The organism is Bacillus sp. CGMCC 1.60114, assembly GCF_042676365.1.
GTDB lineage: Bacteria > Bacillota > Bacilli > Bacillales > Bacillaceae_G > Bacillus_A > Bacillus_A rhizoplanae_A.
On sequence record NZ_JBHTHG010000014.1, the window covers coordinates 80,900 to 98,987 of the forward strand.

Here is an 18,088-nt window from a genome sequence, read left to right on the forward strand (position 1 = left end):
CGCGATGGCAAACAATATATTTAAAACGTATGAAGTAACTGTAGATACAATGAATGATTCTAGTTCTTATCATGCAATAAGATATTCACAGAGTGATATGAATAGTGCAAAGTTACTTATTAATATCAAACACAATGGAGCTGAAATCGATTTATCGGAAGCCACAGCTGTACGTATTTGTTTTAGGAAAAGTGATAGAAATGATGTTTTTCAAGATTGTCAACCAATCAACGTTTTGAATGGTAAATATCAAGTTTTACTTACTAGTCAAACATTAGCAAGTTTAGGAGCAGTAGTAGCACAAGTTTGTATTGAATTTCCTAATAACAAAAAATTATTTACACAGACATTTACGTTTATTGTTGATGAATCACTTATGAATGATGAAACAATCGAATCAAAAAATGAATATGGAGTTATTCAAAAAGCAATTGATGCAGGGGAACAACTTAAAGATGTAGACGTACCAGCACTGATTGCATCGAAAACAACAGCAGAATCAGCACAAGCAAAAGCTAATGATACTGCTTCTAAACTTGGGAATTTGCCAGGATTAAAGACTACTGAAAAATTGAGGTTAACAGATTCAATCAATGAAGTTTATGACCAATCTCAAACGAACAAAACTAATTTGGGAGATGTTACAGCACTTCAAACTACGGCAAAAATAATTGTTCCCGCTATAAATGAAGCGAAATCACAAGCTGCCGATGCGCAATCGAAAGCCAATAATCCTGTAGCTCAAATTTTGCCAAACTCTATTCCATCAAATTTATTAAAAATATTAAATGATGGGGATAAGATAGGTTTAGCAAACTTGAAGTCTGAAGTAATCAATGCTATGAATGGACAGAGCCCAACAGGAACTATTCCAGCGGTTGGAAGTGTAACGCCAGATAGAACAAGCTTTATCATAAAAGGCAAGAACCTTTTCAATAAAGATACAGCGACAAGTGGTTACTATGTAAGTGATACAAATGGTACGCTTACAGCGTATTCAGGATATTGGGCAAGTGATTATATTCCAGTTTCAGCAAATACACAATACATTAGAAGTTTCGATCATAGATTAGCTTTTTATGACGCGAATAAAACATTTATTTCTGGATTAGACTCTACAAAAACGGGTGCATTTACAACCCCTGCAAACTGTAGTTATTTAAGAACATCTATATCTAACGCGTCACTCAATACATTTCAACTTGAACAAGGAGCAACGATTACATCATATGTGCCGTATAGCCTAAAAATGTCTGGCATAGCTCCTGATACTACAAAAATACCAGATGCATCAATTGTAGGTTCGGTTTTAAAAGACAACAGCATCACCATAGAAAAAGTGGATTTTATAACAACCGGTAAAAACCTTTTTAATAAAAAGAAGGTGAAAGCAGGTTATTACGTTCTTGATACCAATGGTACACTTGGAACATATGCAGGGTACTCAGCAAGTGATTATATTCCGGTTTCGCCAAATACACAATATATCAGAAGTTTTGATCATAGATTAGCTTTTTATGACGCGAATAAAACATTTATTTCTGGATTAGACTCTACAAAAACGGGTGCATTTACAACTCCTGCAAACTGTAGTTATTTAAGAACATCTATGCCTGATACATTATTAGATTCTTTCCAATTAGAAAAAGGAAATGCGTTAACTGCTTTTGAACCATTTTCTAATAAATTGGTAGATTCAATTTCAGACGAAACAAACACATATGATGAAGTGAAAAATAGATTGTGTTTACCATCTGATATGTATTTTGTTGAGGGAGAAACCTTGCCGTTATACAAAGGAAGCATAATGCCGGTTATTTCAAATGAACAGTCATTTAGAACAACACTAATAAATGTGGATTCAACAGGATTGCCGAATTATCGATATTTCCAAGATCATGTCATATTAAAACCAGAGGAATTACAATCTGATTTCAAAGTTGGGGTAAAGCCAAAGATTGATACGGACAATTTTTACTATAAACAAATAAATAAACATTCAGTTGCAAAAGAGAAAAATGTTGGGAAAACATTTAATGTACTGGGCATTGGTGACAGTCTCACTAACTACGATACACTGAGTTTATTACGTCAAAAATTAACAGAATTTGGGACAAAACCAACAATGGTCGGAACGTTTTCTCAAGTTGGGGGCGAACTAGGAGAAGGACGTAGTAGTTGGCAGTTTAGCACATTTATTGGGGCTAGTAACTTAATTGACAGCACTCTTGTTATAACACCTTCAACAAGTGGAAAAACGACCACACGCCAGCAAAATCCATTTTTACGTTTGGCGACTTCTAGTGATTATTCTGCGCATCCAGATTGGTGTTTTAGGAATACAGGTGCTTTTGTTGAAAAATCTTATGCACAAGATACTGATAAAACAGGTGACTTTTACATTTTCGATTTCGCGTCTTATTTATCGAATCACAGTATAGCAGCTCCTGATGTCGTCACAATTGCATTAAGTACTAATGACATTTCTCTTCAAGCTAACCCTATTCCAAACTGCAGATTAGGTTTAGAAATTATGATAAAACAAATAAAAGCAGCTTTGCCAAATGTTACAATCGGTATTGTACCTATTACACCGCGAGCAAATGCAGCTAAATCAAACGCATTATGGCGTAAAAGTTTGGATTGGTTAGATGTTGCACTAAAAGACATAGCGACTTACCAAGGATTATACTCAAATATTTACGTTGTACCAATTTGGTGCCATATGAGTCGAGATTGGAGCTGGAATTATAGTAATACCGATGTTTCAAGCACAAGTTCAGAGCAAAAAGCGACTGTAACAGATACTGTTCATTATGGGTTAAGTGGGAAAATGGAATATGTAAAGGCAATGGCTAGTTGGTACATGAACGTGATTTGACATGAATAGTCTTATATAACTTTTGAATGAAATACGGCTTTAAGTAAATTTAGTTGATTAAGGGGAGCAGAAATGCTTCTCTTTTTATTTTATTTGAAAAGAATTAATCTCTTATATGACTAGAAATTAAGCAACTTAAAGTGATACTAAATGTTACATTAGAACCTGTTCTGATAACTTGTAAAAAATAGGGATTTAATTGACTTTAACTGCCCTCTCCAGTACCTTTAAACTTGAAGAGGAGGTAAAATTATGTACGAAAGTCATTCTATTTTTGAAATACCAACTAATGAAGATGCTAAAGTATGGCGTTATATGGATTTTACAAAGTTTGTAAGTGTATTAGCTAATAAATCTTTATTTTTTACACGTGCAGACAAGTTTAGAGATAAATTTGAGGGTGCTTATTCGATTTTTAATCGGCTCCATGCCCACCAAGTGTACGGTAATCATTTAGATCAAGATCAAATTCAAAATTTCATAAGAGATAAAGAACTTATGAGTAAAAATTTAAGAGAAAGAACTATAATAAGTTGTTGGCATATGAATGAATATGAATCGGCAGCGATGTGGGATTTATACTTAAAAACAAATGAAGGTATTGCTATACAAACAACATTTAAGAGACTATGCGAAAGCTTCCAAGAAACTGAAGAAAATATTTACATCGGAAAAGTTCGTTACATTGATTTCGATAGAGAGTGGATGAGTGAAGGAAATGCATTTTATCCATTCGTTCACAAAAGAATCTCATTTAAACATGAAAATGAGATAAGGGCAATACATTCGGTTTTTCCAGAACTAGATATGCCATCTCCTTTTAAAGAAGGAAAAAACATAAAAATTGATATTAATAAGTTAATAGAAAAAGTGTACGTATGTCCTGATGCTCCATCTTGGTTTTGTGAACTTGTGAATGATGTTATGAAAAGGTACGAAGTGAATAAACAAGCAATTCATTCAAATTTATATGAGTTACCAAAATAAACATCATATAAATTCATTTCGGTAAATTTAGCTTGGTGTTTTTCTATATAAAATACGGCTTTTAGAACAAAGAGGGACAAGTAGTCTCTCTTTTTATTACGAAGTGGTATTTATATATAACTAACCTGTCAATAAACTAAAACTTTTATCATAGAGGATTACTTCTTTTTATAAAGAATAATAGCTAAATAAGGGAAAAGGAGGAGTTCTAATTATGGAAGATTTATTTAATGAAATCGAAAGAGGATTAGATGCAGGAGTGTATCATTTGTCATTAGGTATAGCTTTATGTATACCTGATATTTGTGCCGCTTTACAGTCAGAAGACGGAAAAACAAGTGGAAGAAAGTATAAAGAGTGGTATAACAATTATGTAGGAAATAAATTAATGATGTCCGCTGATGATTGCTACTATTTCAGATGTTCTTTCTTACATCAAGGAAGCACGCAGCATGAAAAATCGAATTATAAACGAATAATATTTGCAGAGCCAGGTCCGAATGTTTTTCACAACAACGTTATAAATGATGCTTTAAATATTGATGTTAAGATATTTTGTAATGATTTGATCACATCAGCAAGACAATGGCTGAAAGTTGTTAAAAATGATGAAAATTTTATCCGTAATCATGCCAATTCGTTTAAAAGATACCCGAACGGATTGCCTCCTTATATCGGCGGTGTTCCGGTATACGGGTAAGCAATCTATTTCATAGGAGGTGTTAATTTGACTGTAAAAGACTTAATTGCATATTTAATGGAATTAGATCAAGGAAGTGAGGTTTTTATCTCCTGTGAAGGTGGTTGTGTAGTTGATAATGAAATAACGATTAAACAGGAAGATAATAAGGTTATTTTAGAAATTGAGTAATATATTTTTAACAAAATATGGCTTAAATAACAAAAGAGTGGCTACGGCTGCTCTTTTTATTTTGAAAGGAGATGTAACATTGACAATTGAAATCGGAGTTCTTATTGCAATAGCATCAGCAGTTATTGGTTATTTCGGATACTCATTGAATAGAACAAAAGCAATAAAATCAGATGGCCAACAGAGTGCTGAGATGAAAGCTGAATTAGGATACATCAGAAAAGGAGTAGATGATATTCGAATCGATTTAAAAGCAAGTGAAAAGCAAATGCAACAACTTGGTGAGAGGGTTACAAGGATTGAAGAAAGTTCAAAACAGGCACATCATAGAATCAATTTGTTAGAACGTGATAGGAATGAGCTTAATTAAAAAAAGGAATTCTTAATGAGTTCCGCGTTTTTCAGACATTTATATCACCTCAAATTAATTATATAACATCCATTAATTACCAGTAACTACATGTAGTTACTGGTATAATATTAATAAGGAGAGGATATATTTGGACAGGGAAATTTGGAAACCGATTAAAAATTTCGAAGAAAAATATGAAGTATCTAATTTTGGGAATACAAGAACTATCGCAGGGGTTTTTGATAGAAAACGAGATGAGAAAATAATCAAAGTTAGAAAAAGAAGTAAGGTTTTAAAATTAATTGACCATATTAACGGGTATAAATATGTAAATTTGAGTGATGCAAAACATCATTATGTCCACCGTTTAGTGGCAGAAGCATTTATTCCAAAAGAAGAAGGTAAGAATTTTGTTAATCACATTGATGGTAACAAATCCAATAATTGTATTGATAACTTGGAATGGTGCACACATAAAGAAAATTTGAGACATGCTAGAGACAAACAATTATTAAGAGTTAAAGGTGAGAGTAACCCGTCAGCGAAATTAAGAAAGGAAGATATAGAATATATTAGAAAACACTATATTCCATATGATAGAAAGTTTGGCGGAGGAGCATTAGCAAGAAAGTTTGGCGTATCTGTTTCAACGATTAATTTAGTAGTCTTGAGAAAAAATTGGAATTATTAAAACGAACTATCCATTTTCGGATAGTTTTTTTATTTTAACGCCTCGATAACCTAGAAAAGGAGACGAATTAAATATGAACAAACAAAATATTACAAAACGATTCCGCAACTGGAAAACATGGGTTGCGGTTTTTTCATGCATTGGATTAATGTTACCTGTTTTTGGTGTTAAAGGTTTTGAAGGTGATTTAGAAAAAGTGCAGCAAGCAGTTTACTTGTTAGGTATTGCACTTGGTATTTGGTCAGATCACGAAGAAAATCCAAAAGGAGATGTTGAATAATGAGATATCATACTCGTAATATGGAAAACTTGGAAAAACTTGCTCCACACACCCGCCAAAAAGCGAAGCAGTGGTATCAACATTGTCTTGATAATGGCGTGGAAGTTCTCATTTATGAAACACTACGCAGCTACGAGAAACAAAAACAAAATGTAGCAAGTGGTGCCTCTCAAACAATGAAAAGTTATCATCTTGTGGGACAAGCGCTTGATTTTGTACCAATCACTTCTACTGGGAAAGAAGATTGGAATGGATACTGGAAACAACCTTGGTATAGCGCTATTCAATATGCAAAACAAATCGGATTCGAATGGGGTGGAGACTGGAAAGGATTTTGCGATAGCCCTCATTTGCAATACAACTATAGCGGCTATGGAACAGATATAGTTGGCAGTGGTGATATAAGTGTAGAGCAATCACAAGATAAACCACTTCAAACTCAAGGAATCGGTATAGCTACTTCAAAATACCCTGAAGGTTGGGGCGTGAATTATTACAGTAAGCCTGTGGATGGTTGGTATACAGGCAAAATTACAGATAAAACACCGTATCTAATCCTTGAAGGTTATTGGAAAGGCGGAAATGAAAACAGGCTTTGTTTAGGCTGGCAACAGTGGGCGAAACAAGAGCATTTCGATGTACAGTGGTTTTATGCTTATTCTAAATACCCAGTGGGATATGGCATCAACACATATGACGCACCAAACGGGAATTATACTGGAAAAGTTGACGGTTCAGTACCATATGGGATTTATGCACGTAAAGATGGATATATTGATATTGGTCAAAATCGATGGGTTTCAGAAGAACATTTTAATATCAAGTAATAAACAACTAGTTTCCTTTACTCAAGTCAAGAAAGATGGGGTCGGGATCGTTTGTTTTTTAGAAAGATATTAAAAAAGGAAAGAAAAGATAGGAAAATAAATTTTAAAATGTAAACACAACCTTTTCAGATGAAAAGGTTGTGTTTACATTGCTTTATAATGAGACGTAAATTATTCCTTTTTTTCTAAAATTTGAGCCCAATCACTGAAAAAGGCATCATTAGAATTAGATTTTTCGAGATTTTTTTCTGTATTATCTACCTTTTCTCTGAAAAAATATATAAGATTATTTCTTAATTTTACAGAGGTTTCGAGATCCATTTTATGAATATTTCTAAGCACTCTTCCTACTAAAATTGATCTTGATTTAAAAACATAGTTACTAAGTTTCATATCTAATACATTAACTACAAAGTTTTCAACATCTTTGCGATTTTTTAATGTTTTTTTAGAATATAGAAGGGGTGGTAGAATCCAAAATAATTCAATATTTGTCTCAGTTAAATTTTCAATTTCGTATAAAAATGTTTTAATTAATTTTTCATCTTGTTTATTCATTTCAATCCCCCCTTTATTTATATACTATTTAATCTCGCAATAAATTCTTCTGTCAAGGAGATAATTTCTTTAGATATATCATTATCCTGAATATCAAGCATGAATCTTTTTTCGTTTAATCCTTCAGGAACTGCTTTTAAATAGCGCATTTCGGTTTGGAAAATATTCTGTTCTCCAATTCTTTCACCTATATTTTCCTTTACAGGTACATGTAAATTATTTCTAGGATCAATTAAGGTATAAATGATACCTAAAGGATTGACCTTTCTGCCATGAGTATCAATAATCGATTCTTCAGCTCTACCTAACAATGCAATACCTGTAGAGGATAGATAATCAGGTTTAACTGGTAAAACATAGGTATCACAACTTAGATAAGAACTAATAAAGAAAAAAGAATAGGTAGGTGGACTATCAATTAAGATATATTCATATTTATCTCGTAAATTGTTTAAATCTATATATCGTTCGAGTACTTTCTCTATACCTGATTTTTGGGTGATTTGTAACTCGATTAATTTTATATCACCTAGTAGAATATCTAGATTTTCTTTCACATTAGTTGAGTAGTCTCTTTTTAAATGGCTATCATCTATTCTTTTTGAGTTAAAGATACTATTAACTTCTTCATTTGGAGTTGATGAAGGCGTTTGTGGTTTAGCATATAAATGATAAATAGTCTTTCCGGCTGTTCTTTGTTGTTCATATACATTGGTATGATTTTCTCCATGGACTACTCGTAAAATATATTGACTAGCATTAAATTGAGGATCCAAATCAATAATCAATACCTTTTTTTTAAAGTGGGTTGCTAGCGTATTAGCTATATTTACGCAAAGCGTAGTTTTGCCAACTCCACCCTTCATATTCATAAATGAAATTATGGCCATGTTACATTACCCCTTATATATTTTCTAATTTTATTTGCAAGAGTTCTTCTTTTATATATTTACATAAACCATCAATTCCGCCGTAAATAGAATAATAATTGATTCCATTGAATTTTAGGTATTCCATAGATTCATCATATGTATTAGGAGGTAAATCAATCTTGTATATACATTGATTTAAATACTGTTGATACTCTTCTTCCAAAGGAATGCCATCAGTACCTTGAACAGTAAAATATCCATTTTGAGAAATCAACCTATCATTACTTCTTCTTGGCATCATGGCAAAAGATTTGATGTGCATATGTTCATTAAAATAACTTGTATAGTTCTGAATTCTTTTTGGAAGGGTATCTATCGTAATTAATCCTATTGAATCGTAGGCAGTATCTATTTGTCTTTCGTATAGATTATGGCATCTTTTATTTAATTCAATGGGATCAAGAACCCATATGCAAGCATTATCATCTTGTTTTCTGTTTAAATTTGCAAAATATAATGCTGTAACAAAACTAGAAGTCCAGTCAAGAAGGCGAGTGTATAAACCATAATGCTGCATCATAAATAATGTGTTCCATTCTTTATGTTCATGAAACTGTCCAGTGAAAAAATCTCCTAAGTTTAAGAAAGCATTGTAAATATTATTTTCAGCGGTTGCTATCTTATCAGGTTCTTTACTTATTCGATATAGGCCGCTGTTAAGTTTGTAAGAAGAAGATGTATGTCCTCTGAACCATAAAGTCTGATGTTGCTTTGAGATTTCTCTTACTTGATTAATAATATCTTGCAAAAAGCATTCCTCCAATGGTTTATAAAACATTTTAGGCTATGTTATTACTTCATAATAATATTACAAGAAAAACTTTCCACTTAAAATACTTTTTCTAAAATAGTAAGATATAATAATTTTATTTTTAGTTATACATTAAGCAAAATGATGAGAGACTCATATGATTGGAAGTTAATAAGGTTTGTTTATAGATAAAATATAACTCTAATTTTAAATCTACTTTACATTTGATTGTTAAAATTTAAGATGATGATGGAATATTAAATGCTGTAGAGATAGATCGCAAGCAGATGATGAACATAAACAGTGAAAAGTTGAATAGATATGGTGAATTTACGAGGTATTATAAAAGTAAATACAACGGGAGAGTACCTATCATTAATTTTTTTACGGTTACAGAGTATAGAAAGAAAATTTTGGAACAATTTGCAATGAAGTATAATGTGTATATGAAAACATACGTTGTACCGGAATTTCAATAAAGAAAAAAAGAGCTGGATTCATGTCAGCTCTTTTTTGTGTATTTTATTACATCATCAATTACGTAAGTCTTATCGATGCCTTTTTCTTTAGCAATATTATTTAAAGCGTCAAGAATTGCTTCTAAAGTATCGAATCGTATAGAACTCGCATCACCATTAACTAAATCCCCAACTGTATTCGATCTTACTTTCGCTTCTACGGATAATTTATTTTTGGATATCCCTAGATCTTCTAAAGATTGACCAAGTGTAAATTCCATATAGATTCCTCCGATATACCTATTATCTTGTTTTCTATTGTACACCATTTTTAGAAATAGTGAAACTATTTATGTTCAACTATTGAAGTTTAACTTTTAAGGTTGTATAATTCAACTTAAATAGTTGAACATTAAAAGTTGAAAGGAGATCGGCAATGCAACAATTAAATGATTACTTTGGATTAGAAAGTAAGTCAGATTGTGTATGGTTTTATGGTTTCTTCTCAGTATCAACAATATTATTTTTGATAGATATGTTTATTGCTTACATCTTGTAAAGAAAGGAGATAGATACAATGCTAAGCACAGCGAGCTATTCACAGTATAAAAAGCTGCAGTCATTTACATCTGTGGAAGAAATGAATGAAACGATTCGTTATTTTTTGTACAAGCATACACATGAATTATCGGAATCAGCTATTAAAGTATTAAAGTTTTTAGCAAGGCATTCTTGTAAAATTCCAGGTGTTTCTTTCCTAAAAGTTTCAACAATTGCAGAAGCATTAGGAATTAGTGATCGTACTGTAAGGCGTGTACTGAAAATATTAGAGGAGTACATGGTTGTAATGCGTCACAAAACGGTTAGAACGGAAGGGAAATTAAAAGGTGGAAACGGCCACAATGTATATGTTCTTCAAAAAAATAATAGTGTCCTACCGGATGTCCTACCGGAAATGTCACAGCGGCAAGATGGTGAAACATCTACAGAATCAAAGGTTTCAGAGCCGAAAGCGGAAGAGGAAGCTGAGCTTGTTGAATCACACCCTCTAGAAGAATTAAAAAACGAATTAAACGTAAGAGAACAGTCCACAGGGGATTATGAAGAAGTTAAACTTGAAGACTTAGACGGAACATTCACACCAGAAAATGTACCACGGAAATTTAAAGCAGCTGTTGCCCCATTTTTCAATTCAGCAGAAAAGATATACAAATTGTATGGCCGGGTATTAGTTGCCTATAAACGATCCAAGTTAGACAAACCGATTGCAGATGTAATTGAACATGCTGTTCAAGCATTTAAAGAAACTGTATTTGCAGAAAAAGCCAAACGAATTCATAACACTTTTGAAGGATATTTTTACCGCATAGTGGAATCCAGGTTTGTTATAGAGCGAAGAAAAGAATGTAATACACTATATAATTGGTTAGATGACTAAATAAAAATTGTCCATTAGTGAGCCATTTCGTATAATTTAATCATCAAATTGTTGTAAGGTTGGTGATTAAATTGAAATATGCAGTATATGTTCGTGTTTCTACAGACAAAGATGAACAAGAATCATCTGTAGAAAACCAGATTGATATTTGTAGGTACTGGTTAGAGAAGAATGGATTCGAATGGAATGCAAATGCTATATATTTTGATGATGGTATTTCAGGTACAGCGTGGCTAGAGCGTCATGCAATGCAACTTATTCTAGAAAAGGCTAGAAAAAAGGAATTAGATATGGTAGTTTTCAAATCAATTCATCGGTTGGCACGTGACCTTGGAGATGCATTAAAGATTAAAGAGATACTTCTTGGACATGGTATTAGACTTGTGACAATAGAAGAAAATTACGATAGTTTGTACGAAGGTAAAAATGATATGAAATTTGAAATGTATGCGATGTTTGCTTCTCAAATGCCTAAAACAATTTCTGTTTCAATTTCAGCAGCATTAGCAGCAAAAGTTCGTAGGGGGGAATATACAGGTAATATTCCATTTGGCTATGATAGGATTGATAAAAAGCTAGTCATTAATAAAGAAGAATCCGAAATTGTAAAAAAAATATTTGACTTATATGAAGAAGGAAATGGTTATAAAACGATTAGCAATTATTTAAATGATCAAGGGCATAGAACCAAAACAGGAAATCTGTGGTCTAAACCCACAATAAAAGCAACAATAGTGAACTCATTGTATAAAGGTCAACACATTATGAATCGTTATAGTACTGTAAAAATTGATGGTAGAAAAAAACGAATACAAACTCCACCAGAGAAATGGACTATTTTAGAAGACCATCATCCAGCAATTATTTCTAAAGAACAATGGGATCGAGTAAATAATATAGGTAAACCTAAACCGGAAAAAACGAAAGTTGATAAGCGTAACGAATTTCGAAGTATTATATTTTGCGCGCATTGTGGAGGAGCCATTCGAGCAGTATATTCAGGGAAGTTTAGCAGAGGCGAAAAAAAAGAATGGGTATACATGAAATGTGCCAAACATAAAAGATATGGCACGTGCGTAAATCATAAGCCAATACAATATTATCAAATTCGTGAAAGAACTATTATGAGGTTAAAAGAAAAGGAATTAGAAATAGAATCTCAATTAAATCCACAAAAAATGGACAAGCAGCAAGAAAAAATAAAAAATCTCAAGAAGGACATAAGGCAATTACAGGAAAAAAAAGAAAAGCTTATAGAACTGTACATCGACGGATTAATAGACAAAGAAGCATTTTCAAAACGTGATATTAAATTTGAAAATGAAATAAAGGACAAAGAATTACAAATAATGAAATTAAGTGATATTAAATCACAAATTGAAGAACAACATCAGTTTAAAAATGCATTCAATCTTTTACATGAAGAACAGGATTTACATGCAGCTTTTAAAAAATTAATCAATCGTATGATCTTACATGAGAACGGTAGACTTGATATAGAGTATACATTTGATATTTAGGTATTTTCTAGTTATTAGTACAAATAACACATGATACGTTAACGCCAATTGGTGGAATGGTTCCGCTTGTAAATATGCTTCTAGGAACTGTATTTGGCGGGATTGGAGTTGGATTTATGAATGTAATCATGTATGCGATGATTGCAGTATTTTTAGCTAGTTTAATGATAGGACGTACACCGGAGTTTCTTAATAAAAAATTAGAAGGAAAAGAGATGAAATTAGTTGCTATTACGATTGTGTCTCAGCCGTTACTCATTCTTGGAGCCGCAGCAATTGCCTTTTCAACACATTTCGGAACAGATGCAATTTCGAATCCAAGTTTTCACGGTCTAACACAAGTCATATATGAATATACATCGTCTGCTGTAAATAATGGCTCTGGATTTGAAGGGTTAAATGATAATACACCATTTTGGAATATTTCAACAGGAATCGTTATGTATATTGGCCGTTATTTCAGTATCATTACGATGCTTGCCGTCGCAGTTGGACTGAAAAAGAAAAAAACTGTACCCGAAACTATTAGCACGTTCCAAACTGACAATCGCTTGTTTGGAGGAATCTTACTTGGTACGATATTTATTATAGGTGCGTTAACGTTTTTACCAGTGCTTGTACTGGGGCCAATTGCTGAATTTTTAACAATATTATAAAGTTGTAAAACGAGAGAGGCATATAAGTCTCTCGTTTTTGTTATGAATTTCTTTGTTATTTTTAATGTGGTTTATTATAGTATATATATATGCTTTTGTTGAAGAAAATTTGGAATCTATACATAAAGGTCTAAATGATTCAATGAATTTACAAATTGAAAAGTTTACTTTACATAATAAGAGGATGTGGAAATACAATGTCATTACAGTCAAAATATTTAGCAGGAATTTCACTTGGGGTAATGGGAGTTGGTTTTGCTGTAACAATGCCGTTTCAAGGAACGATAGCAGGGAATATTATACAAGGTGGATTTGAAGCTGGTTTAGTAGGGGGACTCGCGGATTGGTTTGCAGTTACAGCACTGTTTCGTCATCCGATGGGGATACCGATCCCGCATACAGCTCTATTGCCCAAAAATCGGAAACGGGTTACGAAAGGACTTGTTTCCACGCTGGAAAATGATTGGCTTACGAAGGAAAGTATTACCGATAAAATAAAAGAAATGAAGTTGGCTGCAATGGTATTACATATTGCGGAAAAAGAGCTGCATTCTGATGCGTTAAAGAAAGGGATTGTTACAATTGCTGAAAAGGCGATTCTGCAAGTGAATACAAAACAGTTAGCTATTGTTTTGGAAAAAGAATTAAAAACGTATTTACATACAATTAACGTAGGTAATATTCTTCAAGTACTTGTCGATCAAATAGTTACACAAGAATATGATGAAAAGGCGTTAGATTATCTGTTGGTCAAAGCAAAAGAATGGACAGCGCAAGATGCAGCACGATATCAACTTGGTAGTTTAGGTATGAAGGCGCTGGAAAATATAAAAGTAGATGGTTTCTTACAGTTTACGCTTAAATCCTTTATGAGTATTGTCGATGAAGAAAAGGTTGGTAGCATTCTGCAAAAGTTTATTATTAATAATGTTAGTAGTTTGCAAAACGTTGATAATAGCACGAGACAAGCCCTATTGAAGAAAATTCGCCAAGAAATCCTACATATTAAGGAGAATGAAGCGGTATTAAAAGAACTGGAGAATTGGAAAGAAAATTGGATTGTGAATTGGGAGGCAGCTGAGAAGATAACAGAATTTCTGGAGCAAACAAAGCAAAAACTTATAGATTTTATTCAAAAAGATGAGTTTATGGACAAATATCTTCTGCCGTTTCTGACAACACAAATGAATAAAATAAAAGAAGATGCAGCAACAGTTCAACGTATGGAAGATTGGCTACAAAAACAAATTGTAAACGTCGTTGAAAGCAATCATTCTAAAATCGGAAAACTCGTACAGGAAAATTTAGATAAATTAGATGATAAAACACTTATTGAGATGATTGAAAATAACGTAGGAAAAGATTTGCAGTGGATTCGTGTAAATGGCGCTGTTTGCGGATTTATGATTGGATTGGTTTTGGAAGGCTTAAAAGCGGTTATATAATAAAAACAATTTGAATAGTGATAAGGAAAAATATATATCATATTCCTACATAGAAAAGATAGGAATTAAAACCTTTCACAGCTTGAAATGTAGCCGTGAAAGGTTTTTTTATGGCGTTTTGTCTTCAATGTTTTATTGAGTGCAATTTTTTTATAGTTTTTTCTTCTAAGTTAATGAAGGGATATGAATTGTATTCACGGAAATACTTACAATATTTGTTTTCATATGATAAGTACATGCGTCAACAAAAAGGAGGTTTTAGTACAATGCAAATAAGATTTAATGAATATCGTCTTCCTACTGCTGAATCAGGTCCATATGGAATTACGGTAGGTGTTGATAGAGCTCTTTGGTTTACGGAACATAAGGGAAATAGAATAGGAAGAATGACTGTAACCGGTGAAATACAAGAATTCTTCGTTCCTACATCAGATGCGGGGCTTTCATGTATAGTATCTGGGACGAATGGGAATCTATGGTTTACAGAATATAAGAGTGATAAGATTGGAAGGATTACAACGCAAGGTGAGGTTTCTGAATATATGCTACCTACTACAAAATCAGCCCCTTATGGAATAACGGAAGGACCTGATGGAGCAATTTGGTTTACGGAACTTACAGGTAATAAAATTGGGAGAATTTCGCTGTTAGGTGAGATTACCGAGTATACATTACCTAATTCGGAATCTTTTCCGTCATTTATCGTATCAGGACCAGACGGAGCGCTTTGGTTTACGGAGAATCAAAGCAATAAAATAGGAAGAATTACTACATCTGGTCAAATTACTGAGTATTCTATACCTACAATGAATTCTGCTCCAGTAGGTATTACGAATGGACCTGATGGTGCCCTATGGTTTGTAGAAATAAACGGAAATAATATAGGGAGAATTACTCCATCTGGTCAAATTATTGAGTATCCTATCCCAACTATAAACGCTAGGCCACATGCTATTGTTGCAGGGAGAGATGGAGCACTTTGGTTTACTGAGTGGGGAAGTAATCAAATTGGACGAATTACGGTGAATGGAGAAATTACGGAATATCAAATTCCTACGGAAAACTCTGAACCGCATGGGATTGTACTAGGGCCAGACGGAGCGATATGGTTTGCAGAAGAATGTAATCAGATCGGTCAGTTAATTTGTTTATAAAACTGTGTGATTCTAAATAATCTATGAATATTGCAGTAATAAGAGTACCAGAAAAGTGAATTTAATAGGATAAGAAAAAATTTTCTCTGTATCTGAAGAGTAGGATGTAAAATGGAAGATATCACGTATAAAGATATGAATATATAAATCCATTTTGATTTTCTAACATATAAGTCGCTGTTATGCAGAACAAAACAGGACCTGCACTTGTTTTCTCCTTTTATTTTAACTCTTGTATGTGGTAGGGGAGCCCTGACCGCTTCTATGCATGGTCAGGGCTTCCCTACCACCTAAAAAGAAAGATCTTTATCGGTTTTTCAATTGGCATTTATATAGATTAAAGAAATATGTAATGAAGAATAGTAAAATTGTATATTGAAAGGATGTGAATGTTAGTAAGGTAACACCTATACTAATAACTATGAAAATAAAAGTGATAATAGCTGATGATAATTCTTTTATTAGAGAAGGCATGAAAATCATTTTAAGTACATACGAGGAATTTGAAGTGTTAATAACGGTAAATGATGGTCAAGAAGCTCTAGAGTATTGCAAAAAATATGATGTTGATATTGTCCTTTTGGATGTACGTATGCCAAATATGAACGGTGTGGAAGCAACGAAATTAATTTGTGAACAAACAAAAACAAAGCCGCTCATTTTAACAACATTTGATGATGACGAATACATTTTAGATGCAGTGAAAAATGGGGCAAAAGGTTATTTATTAAAAAATAATGATCCAGAGCGAATCCGAGATGCAATAAAAAGTGTTTATCACGGACATACTGTGATGCAAGATGTAGTCCTCGATAAAATTAAATCAAACTTACAAGAAAATAAAGAAGAAGAGCTGAAAATAGATAAGAGTCTTTTTACAGAAAGAGAACTTAGTATTATTGCTCTTATTGCAAAAGGTTTTTCGAATAAAGAGATTTCAAAACAGCTTTTTATATCAGAAGGAACGATTGCAAACTATATCACGTCAATTCTTAGTAAAACGGAGCTTGAGCATCGTACGCAAATCGCAATTTATTATTTAACGGGAACAGTGGATTAGAAATATGGAGTTTTGGATCATTATTAGTAAGCTTATAGTTTTCCTATATATTGTGTTCAGTTATGTTCATTCCAACGTTACGAATCTACCATGGATTGTATTTGCTTTACTTCTGTATCTTTGTATAAATGTTACGATTTATATTTTGAAAAAAGAAGCAGCGAAGAAAGTGATTATATTTGTATCAATTGTCAGTACAGTCGTTTCATATGGACAGATTCATCCGTTATTACTTTTATTTTTACCCCTGAACTTATATGAATTTACTTCTTATTACATATATGAAAAATGGCTGATGTTTTTTATTATGCTTCTTCCGGTTGTGTTTGTTGAGGAAAATATACGTATGACATACGGTTTAATCGCTACATTTAGTTTTGTTATTTTCACAATGGCAAAGCTATATACGGAAAGGTTATTAAAATTTGAAACACAAAATGACATGATGCGGAAAGATATGCAAAGGCTCACCAAAAATCTGAATGAAAATAAAGCATACATCAGACAATCTGAATACACATTTAAACTAGAAGAACGAAATCGATTATCCCAAGAAATTCATGATAAAATTGGTCATTCTATGACAGGTGCCTTAATTCAAATGGAAGCGGCAAAAAGGTTGATGGATACCGACAAGGAGAAAGCAGCAGAGTTGCTTCAAAATGCCATTTATATTTCCAAAGATGGAATTGAAAGCATTAGAATTACGTTAAAGAATATGAAACCACCAACTGAACAAATTGGCATTCATCGTATGAAATTATTCATAGATGAATTTGCGGCGAAACATGATATGAAAATTTCGTTTTTATACAAAGGGAATTTGGATATTATTACTCCAATTCAATGGAAAATCATTGGAGAAAATGTAACGGAAGCATTAACGAATGCTATGAAATATGCAGAGGCAACTGTTATTTCAATCGATATACATGTTCTCAATACTGTTGTGAAGGTGCAAGTGAAAGATAACGGAAAAGGTGTACCTCAAGTAAAAAAAGGACTTGGCATTATCGGCATGGAAGAACGTACTGCATCGATTAACGGAACGATTATTGTAGATGGTACAAATGGTTTTTCGGTAACAATGTTATTGCCGATACAGTAAGGAATAGATAAGATGAATGATCTCACAGAAAAAAAGTGAATATTCTCATGTGAAAAGAATGAACTTCTGCACTGAGCAGGTTCATTCTTTTTGTTTATAATAACAGCAGAGAAACCGAA

19 protein-coding genes and 2 pseudogenes are annotated in these 18,088 nt (G+C 32.8%); 17 read left to right on the forward strand and 4 right to left on the reverse strand.

Annotation, left to right across the window (positions count from 1 at the left end; all coding sequences use genetic code 11):
- Window positions 1-4 precede the first annotated feature (4 nt).
- From ACFQZ1_RS08090 to ACFQZ1_RS08125, 8 genes are all read left to right on the forward strand, one after another.
- A complete protein-coding gene (locus ACFQZ1_RS08090) occupies window positions 5-2,881 on the forward strand; it encodes an SGNH/GDSL hydrolase family protein (RefSeq protein WP_377881615.1) in 2,877 nt (958 codons plus the stop codon).
- Window positions 2,882-3,133: 252 nt separating this feature from the next.
- Window positions 3,134-3,868, forward strand: coding sequence for a hypothetical protein (locus tag ACFQZ1_RS08095; protein ID WP_377881616.1), 735 nt, complete (start codon window positions 3,134-3,136; stop codon window positions 3,866-3,868).
- 214 nt (window positions 3,869-4,082) lie between these two features.
- On the forward strand, window positions 4,083-4,568 hold the full coding sequence (locus ACFQZ1_RS08100; protein WP_377881618.1) for a hypothetical protein: 486 nt from the start codon (window positions 4,083-4,085) through the stop codon (window positions 4,566-4,568).
- Between the two features lie 27 nt (window positions 4,569-4,595).
- Window positions 4,596-4,739: a hypothetical protein gene (locus ACFQZ1_RS08105; protein WP_377881619.1), complete on the forward strand. Its 144-nt coding sequence runs from the start codon at window positions 4,596-4,598 to the stop codon at window positions 4,737-4,739.
- A 79-nt stretch (window positions 4,740-4,818) separates the two neighbouring features.
- The gene (locus ACFQZ1_RS08110; RefSeq protein ID WP_377881681.1) at window positions 4,819-5,109 is read left to right on the forward strand and encodes a hypothetical protein; all 291 of its coding nucleotides are present in this window, start codon (window positions 4,819-4,821) and stop codon (window positions 5,107-5,109) included.
- Window positions 5,110-5,239: 130 nt separating this feature from the next.
- Window positions 5,240-5,782: an NUMOD4 motif-containing HNH endonuclease gene (locus tag ACFQZ1_RS08115; RefSeq protein ID WP_377881620.1), complete on the forward strand. Its 543-nt coding sequence runs from the start codon at window positions 5,240-5,242 to the stop codon at window positions 5,780-5,782.
- 73 nt (window positions 5,783-5,855) lie between these two features.
- Window positions 5,856-6,062: a hypothetical protein gene (locus ACFQZ1_RS08120; protein ID WP_377881621.1), complete on the forward strand. Its 207-nt coding sequence runs from the start codon at window positions 5,856-5,858 to the stop codon at window positions 6,060-6,062.
- Window positions 6,062-6,889, forward strand: a complete 828-nt coding sequence (locus tag ACFQZ1_RS08125; RefSeq protein ID WP_377881622.1) for a M15 family metallopeptidase — start codon at window positions 6,062-6,064, stop codon at window positions 6,887-6,889. The genes ACFQZ1_RS08120 and ACFQZ1_RS08125 overlap by 1 nt, the downstream gene beginning before the upstream one ends.
- Window positions 6,890-7,060: 171 nt before the next feature.
- Here ACFQZ1_RS08125 and ACFQZ1_RS08130 read toward each other — a convergent pair whose 3' ends face one another.
- From ACFQZ1_RS08130 to ACFQZ1_RS08140, 3 genes are read right to left on the reverse strand one after another with little or no spacing between them, the layout of a single operon-like run.
- Window positions 7,061-7,447: a hypothetical protein gene (locus ACFQZ1_RS08130; protein ID WP_377881623.1), complete on the reverse strand. Its 387-nt coding sequence runs from the start codon at window positions 7,445-7,447 to the stop codon at window positions 7,061-7,063.
- Between the two features lie 17 nt (window positions 7,448-7,464).
- Window positions 7,465-8,337 carry a ParA family protein gene (locus ACFQZ1_RS08135; protein ID WP_377881624.1) on the reverse strand — a complete coding sequence of 291 codons (873 nt, stop codon included), beginning with the start codon at window positions 8,335-8,337 and terminating at the stop codon, window positions 7,465-7,467.
- A 13-nt stretch (window positions 8,338-8,350) separates the two neighbouring features.
- Entirely contained in the window at window positions 8,351-9,127 is a 777-nt protein-coding gene (locus ACFQZ1_RS08140; protein ID WP_377881625.1) for an FRG domain-containing protein, read from the reverse strand.
- A gap of 245 nt (window positions 9,128-9,372) precedes the next feature.
- Here ACFQZ1_RS08140 and ACFQZ1_RS08145 point away from each other — a divergent pair.
- A pseudogene (locus tag ACFQZ1_RS08145) lies at window positions 9,373-9,609 on the forward strand (replication-relaxation family protein); the annotation flags it as partial.
- Window positions 9,610-9,632: 23 nt separating this feature from the next.
- Here the strand turns inward: ACFQZ1_RS08145 and ACFQZ1_RS08150 are convergent.
- A complete protein-coding gene (locus ACFQZ1_RS08150; protein ID WP_377881626.1) occupies window positions 9,633-9,869 on the reverse strand; it encodes a helix-turn-helix domain-containing protein in 237 nt (78 codons plus the stop codon).
- A 155-nt stretch (window positions 9,870-10,024) separates the two neighbouring features.
- On the opposite strand from ACFQZ1_RS08150, the gene ACFQZ1_RS08155 reads away from it, so the two are divergent.
- The 8 genes and pseudogenes from ACFQZ1_RS08155 to ACFQZ1_RS08190 all read left to right on the forward strand — a co-directional run bounded on the left by ACFQZ1_RS08155 (window position 10,025) and on the right by ACFQZ1_RS08190 (window position 17,969).
- Window positions 10,025-10,147, forward strand: coding sequence for a DUF3961 domain-containing protein (locus ACFQZ1_RS08155; RefSeq protein ID WP_377881627.1), 123 nt, complete (start codon window positions 10,025-10,027; stop codon window positions 10,145-10,147).
- An 18-nt stretch (window positions 10,148-10,165) separates the two neighbouring features.
- A complete protein-coding gene (locus ACFQZ1_RS08160) occupies window positions 10,166-11,026 on the forward strand; it encodes a helix-turn-helix domain-containing protein (protein WP_377881628.1) in 861 nt (286 codons plus the stop codon).
- 71 nt (window positions 11,027-11,097) lie between these two features.
- Complete coding sequence (locus ACFQZ1_RS08165; protein WP_377881629.1) at window positions 11,098-12,546, forward strand: recombinase family protein; 1,449 nt, start codon at window positions 11,098-11,100, stop codon at window positions 12,544-12,546.
- Window positions 12,547-12,563: 17 nt separating this feature from the next.
- A pseudogene (locus ACFQZ1_RS08170) lies at window positions 12,564-13,202 on the forward strand (potassium-transporting ATPase subunit KdpA); the annotation flags it as partial.
- Between the two features lie 197 nt (window positions 13,203-13,399).
- Complete coding sequence (locus ACFQZ1_RS08175; protein ID WP_377881630.1) at window positions 13,400-14,647, forward strand: DUF445 domain-containing protein; 1,248 nt, start codon at window positions 13,400-13,402, stop codon at window positions 14,645-14,647.
- Window positions 14,648-14,913: 266 nt separating this feature from the next.
- The gene (locus tag ACFQZ1_RS08180) at window positions 14,914-15,801 is read left to right on the forward strand and encodes a Vgb family protein (protein WP_377881631.1); all 888 of its coding nucleotides are present in this window, start codon (window positions 14,914-14,916) and stop codon (window positions 15,799-15,801) included.
- Between the two features lie 421 nt (window positions 15,802-16,222).
- On the forward strand, window positions 16,223-16,861 hold the full coding sequence (locus ACFQZ1_RS08185; protein WP_377881683.1) for a response regulator: 639 nt from the start codon (window positions 16,223-16,225) through the stop codon (window positions 16,859-16,861).
- Between the two features lie 4 nt (window positions 16,862-16,865).
- A complete protein-coding gene (locus ACFQZ1_RS08190) occupies window positions 16,866-17,969 on the forward strand; it encodes a sensor histidine kinase (protein WP_377881632.1) in 1,104 nt (367 codons plus the stop codon).
- Window positions 17,970-18,088: the final 119 nt, after the last annotated feature.